14 protein-coding genes and 2 tRNA genes are annotated in these 21,067 nt (G+C 46.2%); 4 read left to right on the forward strand and 12 right to left on the reverse strand.

Going from position 1 to position 21,067, the window contains the following annotated elements:
• Window positions 1-9 precede the first annotated feature (9 nt).
• Window positions 10-6,900, forward strand: coding sequence for a Calx-beta domain-containing protein (locus tag QUB10_RS23330; RefSeq protein WP_333205638.1), 6,891 nt, complete (start codon window positions 10-12; stop codon window positions 6,898-6,900).
• Window positions 6,901-6,963: 63 nt separating this feature from the next.
• Here QUB10_RS23330 and QUB10_RS23335 read toward each other — a convergent pair whose 3' ends face one another.
• From QUB10_RS23335 to moaC, 3 genes are all read right to left on the reverse strand, one after another.
• Complete coding sequence (locus QUB10_RS23335; protein ID WP_333057367.1) at window positions 6,964-7,266, reverse strand: DUF3181 family protein; 303 nt, start codon at window positions 7,264-7,266, stop codon at window positions 6,964-6,966.
• Window positions 7,267-7,330: 64 nt separating this feature from the next.
• Window positions 7,331-7,588, reverse strand: coding sequence for a 2TM domain-containing protein (locus QUB10_RS23340; RefSeq protein WP_006633890.1), 258 nt, complete (start codon window positions 7,586-7,588; stop codon window positions 7,331-7,333).
• Between the two features lie 187 nt (window positions 7,589-7,775).
• On the reverse strand, window positions 7,776-8,300 hold the full coding sequence (moaC, locus tag QUB10_RS23345) for a cyclic pyranopterin monophosphate synthase MoaC (protein WP_333205639.1): 525 nt from the start codon (window positions 8,298-8,300) through the stop codon (window positions 7,776-7,778).
• Window positions 8,301-8,378: 78 nt separating this feature from the next.
• On the opposite strand from moaC, the gene QUB10_RS23350 reads away from it, so the two are divergent.
• Window positions 8,379-8,452, forward strand: a tRNA-Arg gene (locus QUB10_RS23350).
• A gap of 270 nt (window positions 8,453-8,722) precedes the next feature.
• Here the strand turns inward: QUB10_RS23350 and QUB10_RS23355 are convergent.
• The 3 genes from QUB10_RS23355 to QUB10_RS23365 form a co-directional block, all read right to left on the reverse strand.
• Window positions 8,723-9,967, reverse strand: a complete 1,245-nt coding sequence (locus tag QUB10_RS23355; RefSeq protein ID WP_333205640.1) for an MFS transporter — start codon at window positions 9,965-9,967, stop codon at window positions 8,723-8,725.
• Between the two features lie 315 nt (window positions 9,968-10,282).
• Window positions 10,283-11,470, reverse strand: a complete 1,188-nt coding sequence (locus QUB10_RS23360; protein WP_333205641.1) for a glycosyltransferase family 4 protein — start codon at window positions 11,468-11,470, stop codon at window positions 10,283-10,285.
• 250 nt (window positions 11,471-11,720) lie between these two features.
• Entirely contained in the window at window positions 11,721-13,445 is a 1,725-nt protein-coding gene (locus QUB10_RS23365) for a DUF2079 domain-containing protein (RefSeq protein WP_333205642.1), read from the reverse strand.
• 53 nt (window positions 13,446-13,498) lie between these two features.
• Between QUB10_RS23365 and QUB10_RS23370 the strand changes: the two genes are divergently transcribed.
• A complete protein-coding gene (locus QUB10_RS23370; RefSeq protein WP_333156656.1) occupies window positions 13,499-14,737 on the forward strand; it encodes a histidine kinase in 1,239 nt (412 codons plus the stop codon).
• A 49-nt stretch (window positions 14,738-14,786) separates the two neighbouring features.
• On the opposite strand, the gene mutT is transcribed toward QUB10_RS23370, so the two are convergent.
• From mutT to QUB10_RS23395, 5 genes are all read right to left on the reverse strand, one after another.
• Entirely contained in the window at window positions 14,787-15,191 is a 405-nt protein-coding gene (gene mutT, locus QUB10_RS23375; protein ID WP_333156657.1) for an 8-oxo-dGTP diphosphatase MutT, read from the reverse strand.
• A gap of 188 nt (window positions 15,192-15,379) precedes the next feature.
• Window positions 15,380-15,721: a DUF760 domain-containing protein gene (locus QUB10_RS23380; RefSeq protein ID WP_172187001.1), complete on the reverse strand. Its 342-nt coding sequence runs from the start codon at window positions 15,719-15,721 to the stop codon at window positions 15,380-15,382.
• Between the two features lie 221 nt (window positions 15,722-15,942).
• Complete coding sequence (locus QUB10_RS23385) at window positions 15,943-16,902, reverse strand: RNA polymerase sigma factor, RpoD/SigA family (protein WP_333205643.1); 960 nt, start codon at window positions 16,900-16,902, stop codon at window positions 15,943-15,945.
• 599 nt (window positions 16,903-17,501) lie between these two features.
• Entirely contained in the window at window positions 17,502-18,299 is a 798-nt protein-coding gene (locus tag QUB10_RS23390; RefSeq protein WP_333205644.1) for an RNA methyltransferase, read from the reverse strand.
• Window positions 18,300-18,372: 73 nt separating this feature from the next.
• Window positions 18,373-18,454, reverse strand: a tRNA-Leu gene (locus QUB10_RS23395).
• Between the two features lie 257 nt (window positions 18,455-18,711).
• On the opposite strand from QUB10_RS23395, the gene QUB10_RS23400 reads away from it, so the two are divergent.
• Window positions 18,712-19,608 carry a Uma2 family endonuclease gene (locus QUB10_RS23400; protein WP_333205645.1) on the forward strand — a complete coding sequence of 299 codons (897 nt, stop codon included), beginning with the start codon at window positions 18,712-18,714 and terminating at the stop codon, window positions 19,606-19,608.
• 277 nt (window positions 19,609-19,885) lie between these two features.
• Here the strand turns inward: QUB10_RS23400 and ald are convergent, their stop codons facing one another.
• The gene (ald, locus tag QUB10_RS23405) at window positions 19,886-20,974 is read right to left on the reverse strand and encodes an alanine dehydrogenase (protein WP_333205646.1); all 1,089 of its coding nucleotides are present in this window, start codon (window positions 20,972-20,974) and stop codon (window positions 19,886-19,888) included.
• Between the last annotated feature and the right edge of the window lie 93 nt (window positions 20,975-21,067).

Consider the following 21,067-nt stretch of genomic DNA (forward strand, 5'->3'; position numbering starts at 1 on the left):
ACTGGCAATTTGGTTATCAAGAAAGTCTCGGATAACTCAATTGTTGAAACTATTAATGTGACGGCGGCTAATGTCACCGTCAGCGGTTCTAGCGTCACGATTAATCCGGTCAATGACTTAGTTGATGGCACTCAATACTATGTAGAAATTGCCAACGGTGCGATTAAAGACTTAGCTGGCAATAACTACGCGGGAATTACTGGGGCAACCACTTGGAACTTCAAAACCGTTTCAGCTATTTCTATTACGGATATTGAGGTAGACGAATCCGCCACCAATGCAACATTTACAGTTTCCCTGTCATCAGCAAATAGCGAACCTATCACTGTTTCATACCAAACTGTTGATGTCATCGCAAGAGTTGCAGATGGAGATTACATAGCGCTTCCAAAAAGCACCCTTACATTTGCACCAGGAGAACAAGTAAAGACTATTTCAGTCCCAATTGTAGATGACAATGTTTATGAGCCAAATACAGAGATATTTACAGTCGACCTAAGCGATCCTACAAATGCGGTAATTGGGGAAAAATACAGGGGCATCGCAACAATCAACAGTGATGACAAAGCGCCTTGGGCGAGTATCGTTGTCTACAATCAGATTGTGAAGATTCAAGAAGGAAATAGTGGCACGTCTACCGTCACTATTCCTATCTCCCTAGATCGTCCCAGTAACGTACCCGTAAAAGTTAGTTATAAAACTGTTGATGACACAGCAACAGTGGCAGATAATGACTACGTTCAAATTTCTCCAACAGTAGTAACGTTTAATCGCGGAGAAATAAAAAAAGATATCACTGTATCTGTTGTGGGGGATCGCAAGAAAGAAAACACTGAGTCGGTAAACGTTGTTATTAGTGCGGTAGATGATCACGTTTTCGTTCCCCATTATAGCAATATTCAATCGTTCAAAATTGAAGATGATGACATAGAGCCTAATATTTCTATCAATGATATTACGTTAAAAGAAGGAAATGGCGATGGAAATAATAACACTTTTTCCAGCCAAGCCACTTTTACAGTCACCCTTTCTGAAGCAGCAGGTATCCCGGTAACTGTCCAGTATCAAACGAAGGACGGGATAGATCCTTATGACCCAAACGGATTTCGTTTGGAGATTGTAGATTATCAAAACATTCAGCAGACAGCTTTAACATTTCAGCCTGGAGAGACTAGCAAAACAATTACAGTCCCAATTAATGGGGACTCTTACTTTGAAAAGGATGAGCAGTTTAGTGTCACTCTCAGCGATGCCGTTGGGGGCAAAATTGTTAAAGGTACCGGCATAGCTACTGTGATTAATGATGATGCCAAACCTACCATTTCTATTATCGATGCTACCACCTCAGAAATAGCAGGCCGCGCAGAGGTTGAAGTAAAACTTTCTAGTCCCAGTAGTCAAGCAGTTAGAGTTGGCTACAGAACCCAAGACAACACAGCCAAAGCAAACGAAGACTACACCAAGCAAGACCTCACTAACGTCTTATTCAAGCCTGGGGAAACTGTTAAAACGATTTCAGTTCCCATTGTCAAGGATAACAAAACCGAATCTGGTGAATTTTTCTCTGTGATTCTCAGCGAACCTTCCTTAGGTTCGCTGAATAGCACAATTGCCAAAGGTACTGGAACCATCACTATTCTCGATCAAATAGGTATTTCAATTGATGACATCCAGGTAATAGAGGGTAACAGTGGCCAAACCAATGCTACTTTTACAGTAACCTTAACAGCGCCTGTCGATGTTCCCGTTACAGTGGAGTACAACACTCAAGATGGTACGGCAAAAAGAGATATCTATTCCAATGATTATTATGGTTCGGGGAGAGACAATAAAATTACCTTTGCAGCGGGAGAAACTAAGAAAACCATTACCTTGCCAATAATTGGGGATACGAAGCGTGAAGAAGATGAAACTTTTAGCGTCATTCTCAGCAATCCTAAAAATGCTGTTCTCAGCAGCAAATCGACTGGGACTGCCACAATTATTGACGATGACCGACCTCTAGTATCTATTAGCGATACTATTGTTGACGAAGATGGGGGTAAATTGAACCCTGCTAAATTTGACATTACTCTCTCTAAACCTGTTGATGAAAAAGTAACGGTTACTTATAGCACTAAGGATGGCACTGCCAAGAGTGGTGACAAAGACTACTCAGCCGTCATTAATAAAACCGTTATCTTCAACCCAAATGAGACAAAAAAAACAATTTCTGTTGAGGTTGTGGGGGATAGCAAAGTAGAAGGAGACGAAACCTTTAGCGTTGTTCTCAATAGTTCAAACCCAGCCAAGATTAGTGTCGGGGAGGCAGCAGCCATCATTGATGATTTTAATGATTCAACAAAAAGCTATCCTAATGGAGCCAAACAAAAAATTTTCATCGATCGCGCTGTCGTTCTAGAGGGAGAGAAGAGTGCAACTAATGAAGCAGTTTTTAACGTTAAACTAGATAGTGCTAGCACACTTCCGATTACCGTTCGCTATCGTACCGAAGATGATACAGCAACAGTTGCGGATAAAGATTACGAACCCATAACTACTCCCCAAACTTTAACATTTAATCCCGGAGAAACTCAAAAAACGATTCGAGTTAAAGTTAATCCTGACGAAAAAGCTGAAACTGACGAACGCTTTAAAGTTTTGTTTCGTGGCGCAACCAATGCCACCGTTGAAAATATCTTTGCTGAAGGAATCATTATTGATAATAAAGTGACAAAAGCAGGCATAACGCAACTTGCTTTTGATATGTTGGCTGCTTGTGCGGTTGATACCGGTAATAAGGTGCAAGTACCCTTTTTTGGCCAATTTCCCACCGCAACACTCGAAAGTAAACTTTCTACAGTCGGTAAAAGTTTGACGGGGGTTTTGAATCAAAATCCTAACATCGCACGCGATAGTCTAAAACAGGCACTTTCCACAGCGTTACCAACGGGATTTGCTCTTGTTGATGACGAGAGCTTGATAGTAAACCCTAATAGCTTAGAATTCAAGATTCGGGGTAAAGAAAGTTTTAACAGTCAGATTGGCAGCAAAGGATTTAACCTCTTTGACCGAATTCAATTCAATCAAGACACCTACAAATTCGGTGAGCCTTCTGCTTCAGCGGGTCAAACCAGTGTTGATTATGATATCTCTGTCGCTGTTGCTTATAAGTCCGATTTGGGGTGGTACATCAATACACAGAAAACTGGGTTTAGCACTGTTATTAACGAAAAAGTCAAGGATGGTTCTCTAATTAACAATGCCATCAGTGGATTTTTACCTGTTAACTTTACTGCCAAAACGAAAGACAATAAAACAAGCCAATCTCAGGCAAATTTTCAACTTTCATTACGCGATTTTGATGGGTCAGCAACCGATGCAGATGGCTTTGGGCTAACCGCCTCTGAAATTGTCAATAACTTATATAACTCATTTGGGAAAATAGGTACGTCTCAACCGCTGTATAACTCAGCTCTCACGGCAGATGGAACCCTGAATTTAGATGGTGAAGTTTTGCTGAAATCTGGACTGCCATCTCTAAAATTCAACCTTTACAGCGATTTGCCGACAATTAATTACGTCAACGGCGAATTAACTACAGAAAAGAACCCTAGTTTCTTAGCTATCAATAATGTCAAGCTGGATTTAGGGGACTTTATTTCCCGCTTTGCTAAACCAGTATTTGGCAACATTTCGCGGGTTCTCTCTCCAATCCGACCCATTCTCGACTTTTTAAATACCGATACTAAAATTTTCGGGGAAGTTGGTTTAATAGGGGCGTTCGATGCTGATAAAGATGGAAAAGTAACTCCGCTGGATCTGCTAAAAAAATTTGCAGGGGATCGTGTTGATCAGTATGTCAAATTTGTTAATACTGTCAACGAAATAGACAAGATTACAAGGCTGATGGAAGATTCCTTGAAAGAATCTGGTAATCTGGCGATCGATCTTGCTCCCTACGAACTTTATAAAGATGAAGAGAAAGAGGACACAGGGGTTTTACAATTTTCTCCGGAATCTGATGACCTGAAAAAACGGTACGAAGAATATAAAAAAGCGGAAGAACAACGCAAGCAAATACAAAAAACAGCCACCAAAGATGAAATGACCAAGCAAACTCAGGTGGCTGGTGAGGGGGTTAATAGTCAGGTCAAGAAAAAGGGAGGTTCCGGTACTACTAAAAAAGAAGAATTGGCTAGCAAATTAGCAGGAGCTTTCGAGAGTTTTGACTTACCAATTTTGACCAATTCTCAAAGCGCCGGCAAGTTATTGGCGGGGGAAGATGTCCCCCTGATGACCTACCAATTGCCAGCCCTGGAATTTGGGCCGGAGATTGAAGCCGGTTTCCGAGTGTTTGGAGTGCTTGAAGGAGGTCTTCGAGGTAGTTTGAAAGCGAATCTTCGGAGCATTCCCATTGGATACGACACCTATGGAATGAAAGAATGGGTGAAAACGGGTAAGGATTTAGACTTACTCAGTGGCTTCTACATGAGTACGAATAAAAATGCTGATGGGACGGGGGAAAATGTTCCCGAACTGATCCTTAAAGCAACCATTGGTGCTTTTGCTGAACTTGATGCTTTGGTCGCCTCAGCAGGCGTTGAGGGGGGAATTGAAGGCACTGCTGAATTAAATTTGATCGAACCTCAAGGCAGTCCCAAAGATGGAAAGCTGCGGGCTGGAGATCTGGCGAAGATATTTACCGCTCCTACAGAGATCATCAACTTACAAGGCGGAATCCGCGCTTATTTTGATGCTTATTATGACACTGCTGTGACATCCGAAGAAAGGATTCGTTTGGGTTCTTTTCCTATCTATAACTTCCGAGTTGGTGCTGAACCGGCTACGGCTCAAGATGGTTATATCACCGGCGCGTGGGTGTTCTTTGATGCGAATTTCAACAACATCCAAGATGAGGGTGAGTCTCACTCAATGACGTTCCCTGATGGTACTTTCCAACTTCAAGTTGATGTTGAAAAATTCGACATAAATAAGAATGGCAAACTTGACTCCACTGAAGGCAAAGTTGTTTTAACTAGCGGTCAAGATATTTCCACCGGCTTGACTTTAGATACACCATTGAGTTCTGTGCATGGTTCCAAAATGGTGACACCGCTAACAACGATAGTGGCGCAACTGGCACAGGAAGGAATGGATGTCACCGAAGCTCAAACCAAGGTAAAAGCTGCGTTAGGACTGCCGACGGATGTTGATTTGGCGACGTTTAACCCCTTAGAAGCGGTGGCGAATAACGATCCGAAGGGTTTAGCGTTGTATGCTGCGGCAATTCAGGTACAAAATACGATCGTCCAAACTGCTAAGTTTATTGATGGGGTAAGTAAGGTGTCGCTGGCTCAGTTGGCTGATGCGCCCATTGCAGCGATCGCTCTTTCCTTAAAGGGTGGGGCATCTGTCGATTTAGCAAAAATAGAAACTATACAGGCGATCGTGGAAAGCTCAATTACGAAAGCTGCGGCATCTGATTCCACAATAAACATATCCCAGCTTAAAAGTGTGGCATCAGCCGCCGCTCAAATCATGGCTTTGGGCAATCAAATCATCAAGGATCTCGTCGCTAGCGGTCGCCCCCTCAAAGATATTGCTCTTGAAATTACCAAATTGCAGGCGGTGTCAGTCGGTCAAATTGCGGTGGGACTGCCGGATTTGGCTGCGGGAACTGTGACAGTTGAACAGTTCCTCGCTCAAAACACCAAAGAGGCAATTCTGGGTCGGATGGAGAAGGTGGAGGTTAATGACCCTACCGTTCGCCCCGTTGTCGAGACGAGCGCTCTCAAAGACCCGATCGATCCAGAGGAACCTACCTCTGGCGAAATCGACACCGAAACCGACACCGAAACCGGCACTGACACCCCAACACCGATCGCTCCCACCCCACCGATCGCTCTGACCCCATCAGTAACAGCCTCAGAAACACCCACACCATCGGAAACAGCCTCAGAAACACCGACACCATCGGAAACAGCAACCCCCACCCCAACAACTAATAACCTCTCAGACGATGAGTGCATCTGCGACAAAATTACCTATCCCAACTTAAACCGACCAAACTCTGTTGAAAACACCATACTCGACGCATCCGGCCTTCAGATAGGCACTGCCCAAAACGATGAATTACTAGGTAGCGATGCTGCCAACATATTCGAGGGCAAATCCGGGGATGACAACCTATACGGTGGTGCCGATAATGACATTATTAATGGCAACCAAGGCAATGACTTCATCGCCGGAGGCAAAGATGAAGATACTCTCTACGGAGATGAAGGAAGCGACATCATCCTTGGCGAATCGGGTAACGATTTAATCTTCGGAGGCAAAGGCAATGACTTCTTACATGGCCGCGAAGGTATTGACATCATTTATGGCAACAAAGATGATGACTTCATCGATGGTGGTAAGGATAATGACACCTTATATGGAGGCAAAGGTAACGACATCCTGCTTGGTAGTCAAGGTGATGACAATCTGTTTGGACAACAGGGTTCGGATACAATCTGCGGCGGCGAAGGTAATGATTTAATCAACGGTGATGAAGGAGCAGATATCCTGGGAGGGTGTGCCGGAAATGATACCATGCACGGAGGCGCCGATAACGATACTCTCACTGGTGGCAAAGGCAACGATCTCCTGGATGGAGGCATGGGAAATGATAGTTTGATTGGTGGTAGTGGCAACGATATCTTTGCCTTAACAACTGGTGAAGGATTTGATATTATCGCTGATTTTACCGTCGGTCAAGACTTGATTGGATTAAGCGGTGGTTTGAGTTTTGGTCAGTTAGAAATAACTCAAAATACTCAGGGAACTATTATTAAGAATCTCTTGACAGGGGAGCAGTTAGGTGTGATGGTTGGAGTGAGTGCGGATGCGATAACATCGGCTAATTTCATGCTGGTTTAGGAAAGGAAAAAAAGCGCGATCGCCCTTCGGTACAAAAAGACCAAAAAAGGCGATCGCCCTTTACTACATCTTCCGCTGAAATTCCTCAAGCACATCCATCAACTGAACTTGACACTGCATTGGAATCAAATCTGCCAGCGGCACTTCCCGCTTGCCGCCGCCCAACTTGACTGGAATTCCTTGCAAAACTTGTCCAACTTTGTCAGCATCTAAATCGCCATCTTCCAGCATCGAATAAAGTTGTTGGGCAACAACTGTATGCAGGTGGGCATCATTGAGATACAAATGCCACTTGGCAATATCAATGTAGACATTTTCGCCGATTTCGGCTGCTAAGGATTCGATCGCCTGTGTAGTATTAGCCATATCAAAAAAGCCGAAAGTTATTTGTTATCAATCAAAAGACTTAACAAATCGCCGCCAACTGCCTTCAGCCCGAATCTTTAGTGAGGGGCGAATAATCGGCGATCGCAAAATGGTAAATCGCGTGGGCCAAAACTACTAGAGCCCATCCACCCGTTACCGAAATTGCCCAAGGCCAATCAGCCTTTTGCAAATTGTGAACAAACCACAAACCTGAATTGGTAGCAGAAAAAAGACCGACGTGGATAGCAAAATTCATCCTGTCATCTAAGCGACGGTACTCTGGATCATTGCGATCGGGTTTGCGGGGCCAACGAGGAGGCATAGTTTTTCACTTGATAGTAGTTCAGTGCCTATTTTAATCATAAGTGCAGCTTTTTGAATGCTGCATCCCTCTTTCGGCAGGAAACTTATACCATTTTTCTAAAGATGTGCTATGGATGAAGTCTTAGCCCCCCCGCGGGAGGGGGGGTTGGGGGGGTAATATCTAGCGCTACTTTATGAAATTGGTATTATGCCTCTACATTATTTTCATAGTCTCCAGACTTGCCACCACTTTTACTCACCAGGCGAATCGACTCAATGGCGATCGACTTTTCCAATCCTTTCGCCATATCATACAAAGTCAGCGCCGCCACCGAAACCGCCGTCAGCGCCTCCATTTCCACCCCTGTTTCCGCCTTAATTTTCACCGTCGCCCGAATTTGATACCCCGGCAACCCAGCATCCGCTATTACCTGCACCTCCACGCTACTCAGCGGCAGAGGGTGACACAGAGGGATCAAATGTGCAGTCTGTTTCGCCGCCATAATTCCAGCCAGCCTTGCAGTACCCAACACATCACCTTTCGGCGCATTCCCCGCTTCAATCGCCGCAAACGTCTCCGGCAGCATCCGCACCCGGCCAGCAGCCACAGCTTGCCGCACAGTGGGCACCTTCGCTGAAACGTCCACCATTTGGGCTTCCCCGCTGTTGTCGAGGTGAGTTAGCTGTGTGCGATCGGGCAATTTAGAAAAAGTTTGCGAAAGGTCTTGCATTATTTTGGTAATGGTGTTAATGTTAGATTCTGTGAGAAAAGAACTTAATCAATTTTAGATTAAATCTGAACTCAACAGGGGCTTGTAGCTTAGTTGGATAGAGTGCATGGCTACGAACCATGAGGTCGGGGGTTCGAATCCCTCCAAGCCCACTACTAAAAGTTATGAATTTTGAGTTTTGAGTTTTGAATTAAGAAATTAATCCAACTCAACCTTCAAGACTCATAACTTTTTTAATTTGTACGTTTTACATAAAACCCACTCTTTGTGGAACAGGCATCTTGCCTGTTTGTAAGAATGGTGCGCGGGGACAAAAACCCGGTTTCTGCCTCAATATCTGTCGCATAGATTCACGATTTTTGGGAGAAACCGGGTTTTTTGGTAAGTCCCCTGATTGCCTCTTCCTTCTTGCTTCTGTAATATCATCGATTCAAAGCATAAACATCTTTGCCTCGACCGATCGCAAATTTCATCGAATTAGACAAGCCCTTGCTAGACTGAGTAATAAAAACCAGCAAAGCCAAGCCAGCGAGTCCAGCCGCAAAACCAAACATATTTCTGTAGCCAACTTGTTCAGCCACAAAGCCTAAAGTCGGCCCCGCAACCGCAATCCCCAAATCAAATCCGCCAATACAAAGCGAAAACAAGCGGCCCCTTTCATGAGGTTCGCACCTGTCCGACATCAGCGTTACCATCATCGGCAAAACCGTACCGCCCGCGCAACCTTCAACCAAAGCTGCTATTAAAAAAGCACTGGTGTTGTTAGCAAAATACAACAATAACATAGATACGGCATAACAGATTAAGCCCCCAGAAATAAACAAGCCGCGACCGTATTTGTCCGAAGCCCGTCCCGTGACCAACCGTATACCGAAACTGGCGATCGCCGCCGTAGAATAAAATAATCCCGGATTCAAATTAGCCTTAGTTTCTTGGATAAACAAAGGCATAAAAGTGCTCAAAGTTCCAAATACTAAACCAACCACCAATAACACTAAAGCCGGAATCCGCACTCTCGGATTCCACAGCATTTCCCAGTATTTTTGGCTATTTTTGTCCTCCGATAGCGAGTCCGATTTTGTTAAATCTGCAAAATTAGGTTCCGCAATTTTGCAGGTAAAAAATACAGCCGTTGCAGCGAAAGCCGCCGACATCACAAACAAAGGAGTATAACCAACCCAAGCTTGCACAAATCCGCCAATAGCCGGCCCAAATGCTAGACCAATAGGATTCACCAAGCTCATGTTACCGATTAATTCGCCCCGCTTTCCTGGCGGCGATAAATCTGTTACCAAAGCGCTATAAGCTGTAGTAAAAGCGGCGATACTAATGCCGTGAAAAACGCGAATAAGTAACAGTAAGGGGATAGATTGAGCTAACAGGTAGCCCAAAGGGGCGATCGCAGCGACTAACGCACCTAGAAGCAAAACTTGTTTTCGCCCCCTGCTGTCGGCTATTTTACCCAACGGTGGCCTCGATAGCAAAAGTCCGATCGCAAATGCACCCATCACAAAGCCAATTTGCTGTTTTGTGCCGCCCACAAATTGAACGTACAACGGCAAAGTTGGCAGTAGCGAAGCCAAACTCGACCAGAATAGCAGGCCTGCGGTGAATAAAATCAGTAAGCTGCGTCTGGGTTGGGGATCGATTTCCCTAAAAATATTCAAGATGCTAATTCCCTTTAAATCTTCTGAGTGCACTCAAAGTAAGTTCGAGTGTCTCTATCATTGTGTTACAAATTCTTAAGATTTGCACCAAAAAAGTTGATATTCGACGAGAGCATCTCAATGAAAGCCGCCCTCCGCTAGAAATTCGAGTTAGGAGTCAGGAGTCAGGAGCCAGGAGAAAAGAGGAAGAAGGAAGAAGGAAGAAGGAAGGAGCCAGAAGAAGTGTTTTTACAAATATGAGATGCTCCCATATTCGACTCACTGTCAACCGTCAACTGTCAACTGTCAACTGTCAACTGTCAAAAAAGAGCATTCTTACCAATCAACCTCAGCCCTTTCCTCCACCACCCGTTCATAAACCCACTGGGTTTCTATCGCCAACTTCGGCCAACTAAACCGGCGTTCCAAATCCTGATAAGCATTGTCTACCAACCACTGCGCGTAACCCGGATTTTTCAAAACCTCCAAAATTCCCCATGCCAAAGAATCCCGATTGTTTGCCTCAGTAACAACGCCTGTTTTAGTGTGCAGCACCACCTCTGGAAGTCCGCCCGCATCCGAAACCACCACAGGCACTCTTGCAGCAAAGCTTTCTAACGCTACAATCCCAAAAGGTTCGTAAAGACTGGGGAAAACCGCGCAGTCAGCAACCGTCTGGAATTTGTCGAGATGTTCCTCAAACATGAACCCAGTAAAATAACACTTATTCCAAATTCCTAAATGCCAAGCTAAATGTTTGAGATGGTCTGTATTGCCGCCGCCAACAATTACAATTTTCGCTTTACCCCCCATTTCCCAAATTACTTTAGGTGCAGCATTCAAAAATACACCAATACCTTTTTCATAGCTAATTCTTCCTACATAATAGACAATTTTCTCATCATCAGCAGCAAACCTGCGGCGGAAATCCATCGCGTCAAATTCGTGCCAGCGGGGCTTTTTATCCGGTCTAATTCCGTTGTAAATTACCTCTATTTTGTTCCACGGAGTCGATAGTACCCGTTCGGCTTCCCGCCGCATATAATCACTGCAAACAATTACCCGCCAAGCGTTGTAAGCGAGGTCGTTTTCCTTGGCGTTAATGTAGCGCTGCCCCTCATTGTGGATGCCGTTGAAGCGCCCGTATTCGGTGGCGTGGATGGTGGCAATTAGCGGTACTTTAAAGGTATGCTTGAGGGCGATCGCCGCATCTCCCACTAACCAATCGTGAGCGTGGATGATATCAAAGGGGCCTTCCTCAAGCATCAGTTTCCCGCCTTGGTGGCCCATGCTTTGGTTGAGGTTCGCCACCCAGTGAAAAAAGTCCCTAGCGTGCCCCACCACCACCCGATGCACCCGTATTCCTTCCACCACTTCGTACATAGGCGCGTGACCGAACTCTACTGTAATTAAGTGAATGTCGTGTCCCAGCTTCACCAATTCTGGATATAGTTCCGATACGTGGCGGGCGATACCGCCTACGATTCTGGGAGGAAACTCCCATGCCAATACCAAAATTTTCATCTTTCTCCCTCCAAATAATTTATATAACTTAATGTTTAGGATTAACAGATTTATTGTAAAATGATCTGCCTCAAATTTGAGTCGATCGCCAGTTGAGGCCCAATGCCTGACTTTTGGCAGCAACAAAGACAGAAAATCATGCCTAAACCTGGTTCTTGCATGAAATTGCTCGATCGCCATTACCTGAAAAAAACAGGTTTCCTCAAGATTTGAGCCACTGAGGGAAGCAATGGCGATCGTGGCTATCGACTTACCGTTTCTTCAAAATCGGCTCCAATTCGCGGCGAAAACTGGTCCAAGCAGCAACCGATGCAGAATTAGAAACAGCACCCTGACGCATCAAAATCGCGCCGTCTTCAAAGCCAACAATTCCGTACTCTCCAGATTTGGACATTCGATCGATCGCCGGTACGATCTCCCGCAACTGTCCCCGTTCCGTGCGAAACGCAGCCTGATACTGCAGCAACTGCCAGAGATCGGCAATTACATATTGCATCTTCACGGCCTGGCCCGCATCATTGCGGAGTTCCAACATCGGAAACCTGAGAATTTCCCGCCTGCTTGACAAAATCGGCACAATAGTATTCGTAGCTGCCACGCTAGCATCAGCAGGAATTTGAGCCAATAGCGGCCGCACTTGCAAAACGTGCTGCCATTGTCTGACGAGAGGAACCTGCACCCAAGGATCGATCGCATCGGGCAAAATCCAAGAAAAAGTCCGATTTGGGTTAGAAGTGAAGGTAAAAAATAGCGACAAGCAGATGCAAAATGCCCAAAAGCGGCGAAACTTTGAAGACGAAGGCAGAGGAAATAAAGCAGAAGGAAAACGCAAGAACATTTTTTCCTCTCTCACCATTCTATCTTCTTCCTTTTGACGCTGGGCCCACCACAGAATCGCCCCATAAAAAAGCCCTGGAACCACAGTCATCGCATAGCGAATATTAATCGCCAGCACCGACTCTCCTTTCGCTAAAAATAGCTTCAGTAGCGGAAATCCAGCTATCATCCAAGAGGCAGGCGCGAAAGCGGGAACCAAAGCTAATGGCAACCACTGGCCAAGGAGGTATCTAATCTTAGCAAAAAACGGCGTAAATAATTGAGCCACCAACCGTCCGGGATTGCTCACCATTCCCCAAATAATTTCTAGAGTAGAAGCTTCATCTCCCTCGGCATATTGACCGAAGCGCTCCATCATAAACCGCTGGGATATATCAGCAGAAAACAAAGGCATAATCAGATTGGTCAGGACGATCATATAACCAAAACTGAGTATGCAGACAGCCAAACCAGTCCGAGGGTAGCGCCGGCTCAAAATCAGGTAAACTCCGACGCCAAATAAAACAACTCCCCCATCTTCTCGCACGGCCAAAATTAAAGTTGCCAGAATCCCAAACAATGGCCACCAGCGCTTCTCCATCGCCAGCAGCAAGCCAAAGACATACAGCGGAATTTGACAAATATCGTGAAAATTGCCCATAGTCGGGCCGATGACCGCGTTAGCGCAGTAATAGCTCACAACAATTGTCGCCGACAGCCTCGGTTCCAGATAGTGTCTGGCGAGAGCATAGAGCACTCCTCCAGCCGCCGTAATTAAAGTCACCTGCAACACAGTCAAAGTGACGGGCGAGGGAAACAGCGAGTAAATTGGCAGCCACAGCATCAGCGCCGGGGTGAAATGCTGCCCCAACCGGTAGTAAGATACCTCCGGGAGCTGGTTTTGGTGAACCACATTAGTGGACAACGCCGAAGAGAGGGAACTCTCAAACAACTGACCCCGAGTGCCATTCCAAAAAAGTTGATTGAAAATGCCTTGGTCGTAAGTAGCGTAAAAGCTGTAGTAGCGGTGCAGCGTCAGCAACAGGCACAGCACAAAAAAGGCGGCCGCCACTTGAACCACCACCCGCAGCGACTCATTTTTCTTCCATCTCAAAAATATCATCTGCCCGCTTGTAATGAAATTATCGGACAATAGCATAAATCTAAAGTAAGTATTAAATTAAAGTAGAAGTGAAATAACTCGGCTAGGCAATGCTCAATTATTTTCACCCGATCGAAAAGCTCAACAGCGTCCATCCAACACCAGGCACCAGCGGCACTGACTGTTCTCCCGAACAGCCGGTAAATCCCGCACCGCTTTTACAGCTTTTGCTGTTCGTAGACAAGCGTCCCTCTTCCAGGGAACAGACCAGACACATCCGCAAGTCCCTAAAGGATTTGAAGGCAGAGTGCGACTTTGAGCTTCAAATCATCGACGTAGGAGAACAGCCCGATTTAGCCGAACACTTTAAACTTGTAGCCACTCCCTCGCTGCTCAAAATTCATCCCGATCCGCGACAAACTCTCGCCGGCAGCAATTTAATCGCCCAACTCGAACACTGGTGGCCCCGCTGGAAGCGTTCTGTAGAGGAATACGCAGCTCAACAACAGTCGGCCCCAGCTCTTGCTGAAAGCCTGACTGACCCAAAACCAATCTATTCCGTTGCTTGCGCCGCCGAACTTGTGCAGCTTTCCGATGAAGTTTTTCGCCTCAAACAGGAAAAAGAACACCTGCAAGAGCAGTTGCAGTTGAAAGACCGGATTATTGCGATGCTAGCTCATGACTTGCGTAATCCCTTGACGGCAGCATCTTTGGCTTTGGAAACTTTGGAGTCAAGTCAGAAGGTGAAAGAGGGGGAAAAGTCGCGTTTGACACCGAGTCTGGCGGCTCATTTGATGAAACAAGCCCGCCGCCAAATCCGAATTGTCGATCGTATGATTACAGATATCCTGCAAGCAGCCCGGGGTACAAACGCTCAACTCCACATTGAACCAAAAAGAATCGAACTGGGCCCGATTTGTCAAGATGTAATCTTGCAGTTTCAAGACAAATTTCAGGCGAAAAGTCTGAACTTAGAAACAGACATTCCCGCCGATTTGCCCTTAGTTTATGCCGATCCCGATCGCATCAAACAAGTCATAGTCAACCTGCTGGACAACGCCAGCAAGTACACGCCAGACCGAGGAACTGTTAATCTTTCAATTCTCCACCGCACCGCTTACAAAGTTCAAGTCAGCATTTGCAACAGCGGCCCGGGAATTCCTGAAGAAGATTGCGCGAGCATTTTTGAAGACAGCTTTCGGTTGCAGCGAGATAAATCAACCGACGGTTACGGCATTGGACTGTCTCTGTGTCAAGGCATCATCCGCGCCCACTACGGTCAAATTTGGGTAGACTCCGTAGTCGATCGAGGCAGTTGTTTTCACTTTACTCTGCCCGTACAAAAATAAAGTTAACAGTTGTCAGTTGTTCAGTACCAACCGAATTTTATATTACAGCTCAACTTGAACGCAGTGCAGCAATAATCTGTGCGTTGGCCTTGGGAAAAGTAAATTGGTCAATTTCGTCGAGTGTCACCCAGCGAATTTCATCGCATTCGATCGTTTGCGGTTCCCCGCTGACGTGGCGGCAGTGGTGGACGTATAGTCTAACTGTAAATTTAGTGTAGTCGTGGTCAATTGTAATCAAGCGATCGCCAACTTCTACGACAATCCCCAACTCCTCCATAATTTCCCGTTTTATGCAAGCTTCGATTGTTTCCCCAGGCTCTATTTTTCCGCCCGGAAACTCCCAGAAACCCCCGTGCAGTCCATGTTGTCGGCGCTTGTCAATCAAAATTTGTTGGCGATCGTTCCAGATTGCAGCAACGCCGATAACTTTGTGGGCAACAGGAGAAACAGACATATTAATTAGGAATTGGGAATTGGGAATTGGGAATTGGGAATGTAAGAATAATATCAATAATTATTCAATTATTTAATCTAAAATCAACCCTCTAAAATCTAAAATCTAAAATCTAAAATCTAAAATATTAAGCCCCCATCTTGCGAGGGGGGGCTTGACACTTGGATTACTTAAATGTTAAGAATCTACTAATCGTCCGAGCCGTGTCTCTCACTGGCTTGTATGGACTTTTCAAAAGTCATTCGCTGTTCGGCATTTTTCAGAAAATAACCGCTAATCATAGCCGAGGCGAGCAATCTACCCAAATGTTCGCGACTGGTAGTAACTGTCACCCCGAAGTGTTCCGAAGGCAAATTGCCCAAAAGTCCAACAATATTTCGCTCCATTACTTGAAACACTTCGTGAGAAGTCGGCTTAGACAACTGAGAAACTGTGTCGGGAGCCATTGACTGCACGTATTGCCATAATAAGTTGGCATTTTCTCCGTCTTCTTCAAAGAATTCTGGGGATTTATTAGATGAGTTGCTCACGAGTACCTCCGTTTCAGAGACAGCTTGTTATGTTAGACGCGGGCGGTTAAATTAAATAACCCTTATCTGATGGCTGCTGATCTTTATTACTAAGTAATTACTAATGTAGCAGGACAGTCATAGCAACCAAGTGGGCACAACCGAATTAAAAGCGGCGGTTTTTACGATTTTAGATTGGGGATTGCAAGTGGGGGGAACCCGATCGCCAATCCCCAATCTACCTAGCTGGCTAGATAATCGTTGATATCTTGCTTGCGCTTGCGGAGTTTGGTCAAAGCTTCCCGTTCTATTTGCCGCACTCGTTCCCGACTGATGTTGAGACGATCGCCTATTTTGGCCAAAGTTAAGGTTTGCCCGTCTTCTAAACCAAACCGCAAGGCGAGCACTTCTCGCTGTTGCTGAGTCAGTTCCGCCATTAGCTGGTCTAAGTCAGTCCGCAGGGAAGATTGCAAAGCAAAATCTTCCGGGGTAGTACCCGTATCTTCCAACAAATCGCCCAACTCTGTATCTTGATTGTCTCCCACGCGCAAGTCCAGGGAAAGTGGCAGGCGCGCGCGATCGAGATATTCGCGAATCTGTTTGGGAGTCAACTCTAACTCGGATGCCAATTCAGCAGCCGTGGCCGCGCGACCAAGCTGTTGAGCAAGTTGGCGCTGAGCCTTTTTAATTTTGTTGAGCTTTTCGGTGATGTGGATCGGTAAGCGGATGGTGCGGCCTTTTTCGGCGATGGCCCGAGTAATTGCCTGACGAATCCACCAATAAGCATAAGTAGAAAATCTGTAGCCCTTAGTCGGGTCAAATTTTTCTACTCCCCGCTGCATCCCGATCGTGCCTTCCTGAATTAGATCCAGTAAATCTACGTTGCGCTTGATATATTTCTTGGCAACAGACACTACCAGGCGGAGATTCGCTTCCACCATTTGGCGCTTTGCCCTTTCCCCGTGTTCGATCGTCCGCTGCAACTGTGCCTCAGACAGCCCAACTGCCTGTGCCCATTCAGCCGCCGTCGGGTCGCGGCCTAACTCTTCGGCTAAAATATTTTTCTCCTGATGCAGTGCGGCTGAGCGCTGTACCTGTTTCCCGTAGAGTATTTCTTGCTCATGGGTCAACAAGGGAACGCGGCCGATTTCCCGCAAGTAAGCGCGAACAGAATCTGTATCTGAGGACTTAAGAGTTTTCATGAGCTTTTCCCGCTGAGGATCTGTGCCTCTAAAGGTTTGCGGTAGTCGCAAACCCCTAGCTTTAGCTGGGAAGGAAAGCGGGCGGGGACTTGCGCTTTCCTTCCATTTAAAGAGGCTTAATTTTATGGTAGCTAGCTACTACTCCCAGTCAGCACCGTCTCAGGTTAGGTTTTGGTTGGGGCGTGAACAATACTACGTTATGTTAAGAATCTTAACATTTGTGAGAGCAGTTGGCTACACTTCTTCATATTTATTTCATGCCAGCCTGAACTGTTGATACGAGAGTATCCGCTTTCCTGGCTTTACAGTTTGCATCAATATAAACAAAATCGGCCACCTCTCAGAGGGGGAGATTGGTAGAGGGGCAGGGCTGTTTCATTATCTTGTAGGGGCTGCCCCCCGTGGCTGCCCTGAATATGAAGTTACAGATATTGATGAACCCGCCCCAACAGATAATGACTAATGACTCATGACTAATAACTAATGACCGAAAGCATCCAGGATACCCGCCACGTGATTCATCCGTCCAGAAATAAAAAACCTGTATCCGATAAACTGGCCCCCGAATTTATCCGTGGCTCAATGCTTCAATCTAAAATCTAAAATCTAAAATCTAAAATCGATTGACTTCTTTGCCGTTGAGCTTCGTACATGATGAGGGCTGCGGCGATCGACACATTTAAAGATTCTACGCCACGACTCAGGGGAATTTGGATTTGTCGATCGGCCAAACTCCTCAATTCTTCCGACAAACCAGAGCCTTCGTTGCCCAAAACTATCAGAGTCGGCACTCGCAAATCTACTTCCCAATAACTTAAACTGGCTCCGGCGACGGTTGCTAAAATTTGCATTCCTCGATTTTTATACCCGGAGACTTCGGCGGTTAAATCTGGACTGACTGCCATTGGCAGCTTAAACCAAGCTCCTGCTGAGGCGCGCAGCACTTTGGGATGGTCTAAATCGGCGCTGTCTGCGCTCAGCAGCAAACCGTCAGCATTAGCAGCCGCAGCCGTGCGGACGATCGCCCCCAAGTTGCCCGGATCTTGGATTGTTTCTAGGGCTATTCCTAAAGTTGACAATTTTGCGGGCTCTGTTGCGGTGCGGGGTGCGGTGGCGACAATGCCGTCGGGTTGGACTGTAGTGGCGATCGACTCTAACACTTTTGCACTTACTAATTCTGTGCGATCGGCTAAATTACCAACTTGCTGCCAAAGTTCCCCGTGCTGATCCAGCCATTCGGGAGTGCAGCAAACCGTTGCTAGCGGGTATTTTGCCGCGCAAGCTTCTTCGAGCAAGTGCGTCCCTTCGAGTAAAAATAATTGTTGTTCCCTGCGTCCCTTCGAGCTGTGCAGCTTGCGAATTTCTTTAACTAGGGGGTTTTGAATACTTGTCAGCATTGTTTAATTCAGCAGAGCGAATGGGGTTATTGCCTGTATCGGGTTAACCCCAAACTTCCTTCTGCCTTGGGAATGCGGAACCCGGGACTTGAACCCGGAAGGCTTGCACCACATGAACCTGAATCATGCGCGTCTACCAATTCCGCCAGTTCCGCATCGGTCACGAATTACTACTCTGCCATACCTCCGCGAATCTGTCAAGTGTTTTGGGGAATTTATTTTTTTTCTGGGCTGCGAGTAATACCAAACCCGTTAGCAAAGGGAGAAGGAAGAAAATCTTCCTTCTTCCCAATTCCCAACTCCCAATTCTATAAAGGCGAAGATGCCCGATGCCCGATGCCCGATGCCCGATGCCCAATTCCCATTCTGTTATAATTCATTTGGCAGATATTTCTCATCACGTCGGCTACCTATGTCTGAGCCATTAACCCTCGATCCGAGTCAGTTGCCAGATATTAGCAACTTAGTTTTAGAAGACGATACTCCTTTGGACAGTTTCATCAACGAAAAACAGCAGCGGCTGCTGACAACGGTTTTATATAGCGGTGGCGATACAGGTATTACCGTTCCCTTCATTGCGGCTGCAAATGTCGGTTTGTTCAGCAGCGTGCGTCTACCTGGAATCGCCCCGGATGTGTTTCTCAGTATCAATATTACTGGTGCTGAGGATTGGTGGGAAAAACAAGTGCGATCGTATTTATTTTGGGAATTTGGCAAACCTCCCGAAATTGCGATCGAAATTGTTTCCCCAACTCCGGGCAACGAATTGGGCAGCAAGTTAATAGATTACGCTCGAATGCGAATCCCGTATTATATCGTGTACGATCCGCTACGAGAGTTGAAAGGGAGTACGCTGCGAGTCTTTGAATTGCAGAATCAATCTTACGTACCCAAAAGTGATGCTTGGTTTCCCGAAGTCGGTTTGGGACTAACTCTGTGGCAAGGTGAATTTGAAAATGTCGGTGGTACTTGGTTGCGCTGGTGCTATGCTAGTGGCGTTCCCATTCCTACAGGCGACGAACTGGCGGCACAAAAAGATGCTCAGTTATCTCAAAAAGATGCTCAGTTATCTCAAAAAGATGCTCAGTTATCTCAAAAAGATGCTCAGTTACTGGAGGAACAGGCGCGCACTAAACAAGCATTTATCCAGGCGATCGAACTCGGTTTAAAACTCAAATTCGGAGACGAAGGATTGCTGCTGCTTGAGGAGATTTCGGGAATTTCTGATGTTGGTGTTTTGCAGGCGATCGCATCTTATATGCAAGCAGCCAACAACCTCGATGAAATCCGGCAAATCTATCAACCCTAATTTTACAACAAGGTTCGTAGTAATATCATTTCCGGTTACACCGTCAGGTGATGTTGACGGTTGACGGTTGACGGTTGACGCCGTGAACAGTGAACAGTGAACTCGAATTTACTATTCCGATGCTAACGGATTTGATATAACTCACATCTTGTGATCTTCTTAGGAACGGGCTCTCCGGCCCATTCCACAACACATCAAGTTGCTTGTGGAGTGGGCGCCGCGCCCGCACCAAAATACAATTTAGATGCGGGATAGCTTACTTTAAAAAAATGGGAATCTAATCGGCCAAATCGGGGAAAACCTCGCGCACGGCCGGATGCACCAATCGGTGATTCTGCACGTTCAATCCCTTCGCCAAACTCGGATTCATTTCCAAAGCTTTAATCCCGTTATTTGCCAACTGCAAAACATAAGGCAAAGTGCTGTTATTCAAAGCTTGAGTCGCAGTCCAAGGCACGGCACCGGGCATATTCGGCACGCCGTAATGCACAACTCCTTCCTCAACATAAGTGGGATTTGTGTGAGAAGTTACCCGCAAAGTTTCGACGCAGCCGCCTTGATCGACAGCGACATCAACAATCACAGAACCTGGGTGCATCTTCGCAACAAATTCGCGAGAAACCAGCACTGGAGCTTTTTTACCTAAGACCAAAACCGCACCGATTAACAAATCAGCATCGGGAACAACTGCTTCAATTTGCAAAGGACTGCTGTAGAGGTATTCTACTCGGGAACCGAACAGAGTTTCTAAATAAGCTAGGCGATCGACATTTACGTCTAATATCTGCACTCTGGCGCCCATTCCTACAGCAATTCTGGCTGCTTCTGTGCCGACAATTCCGCCGCCCAAAATCACAACTTTACCCGGTCTTACCCCCGGTACGCCACCCAAAAGTACGCCCCTGCCACCTTGCTGTCGTTCCAGAAACCGAGCTCCGAACTGCACGGCCAAACGCCCTGCAATAATACTCATCGGCGTCAGCAGCGGCAATTTTCTGTCCGGGAGTTCGACGGTTTCGTAGGCGATGGCCTGGACTCCGCTGCTAATTAAATGTTCCGTTAATGTGCGATCGGCCGCCAAGTGCAAATATGTAAACAGCAACTGCTCTTTTTGAATCAGCGGATACTCAGCAGGCAGCGGTTCTTTAACTTTAACAATTAGTTCGCGATTCCAGACATCTGAAGCCTTTAAAACAATCTTAGCCCCTGCTTCAACGTAGTCCTCGTCCGCAAAACCGGCCCCAGCACCAGCATTCGTTTCTACAAAAACTGTGTGGCCTTTGTCCGAACAAGCCCGGACACTTGTGGGGCTAAGCCCGACTCGAAACTCTAAATCCTTGATTTCCTTGGGGACGCCTATTTCCATCTATAACCTCTAATCTCAGGCATACGTAGATCGAATCTAACCTAAAAACAATCCCCAGGGGGACAATACTCTTGTAGATTTTAGATTTGGCAA

It is taken from the genome of Microcoleus sp. B5-D4 (assembly GCF_036705145.1).
Taxonomy (GTDB): Bacteria; Cyanobacteriota; Cyanobacteriia; order Cyanobacteriales; family Microcoleaceae; genus Microcoleus.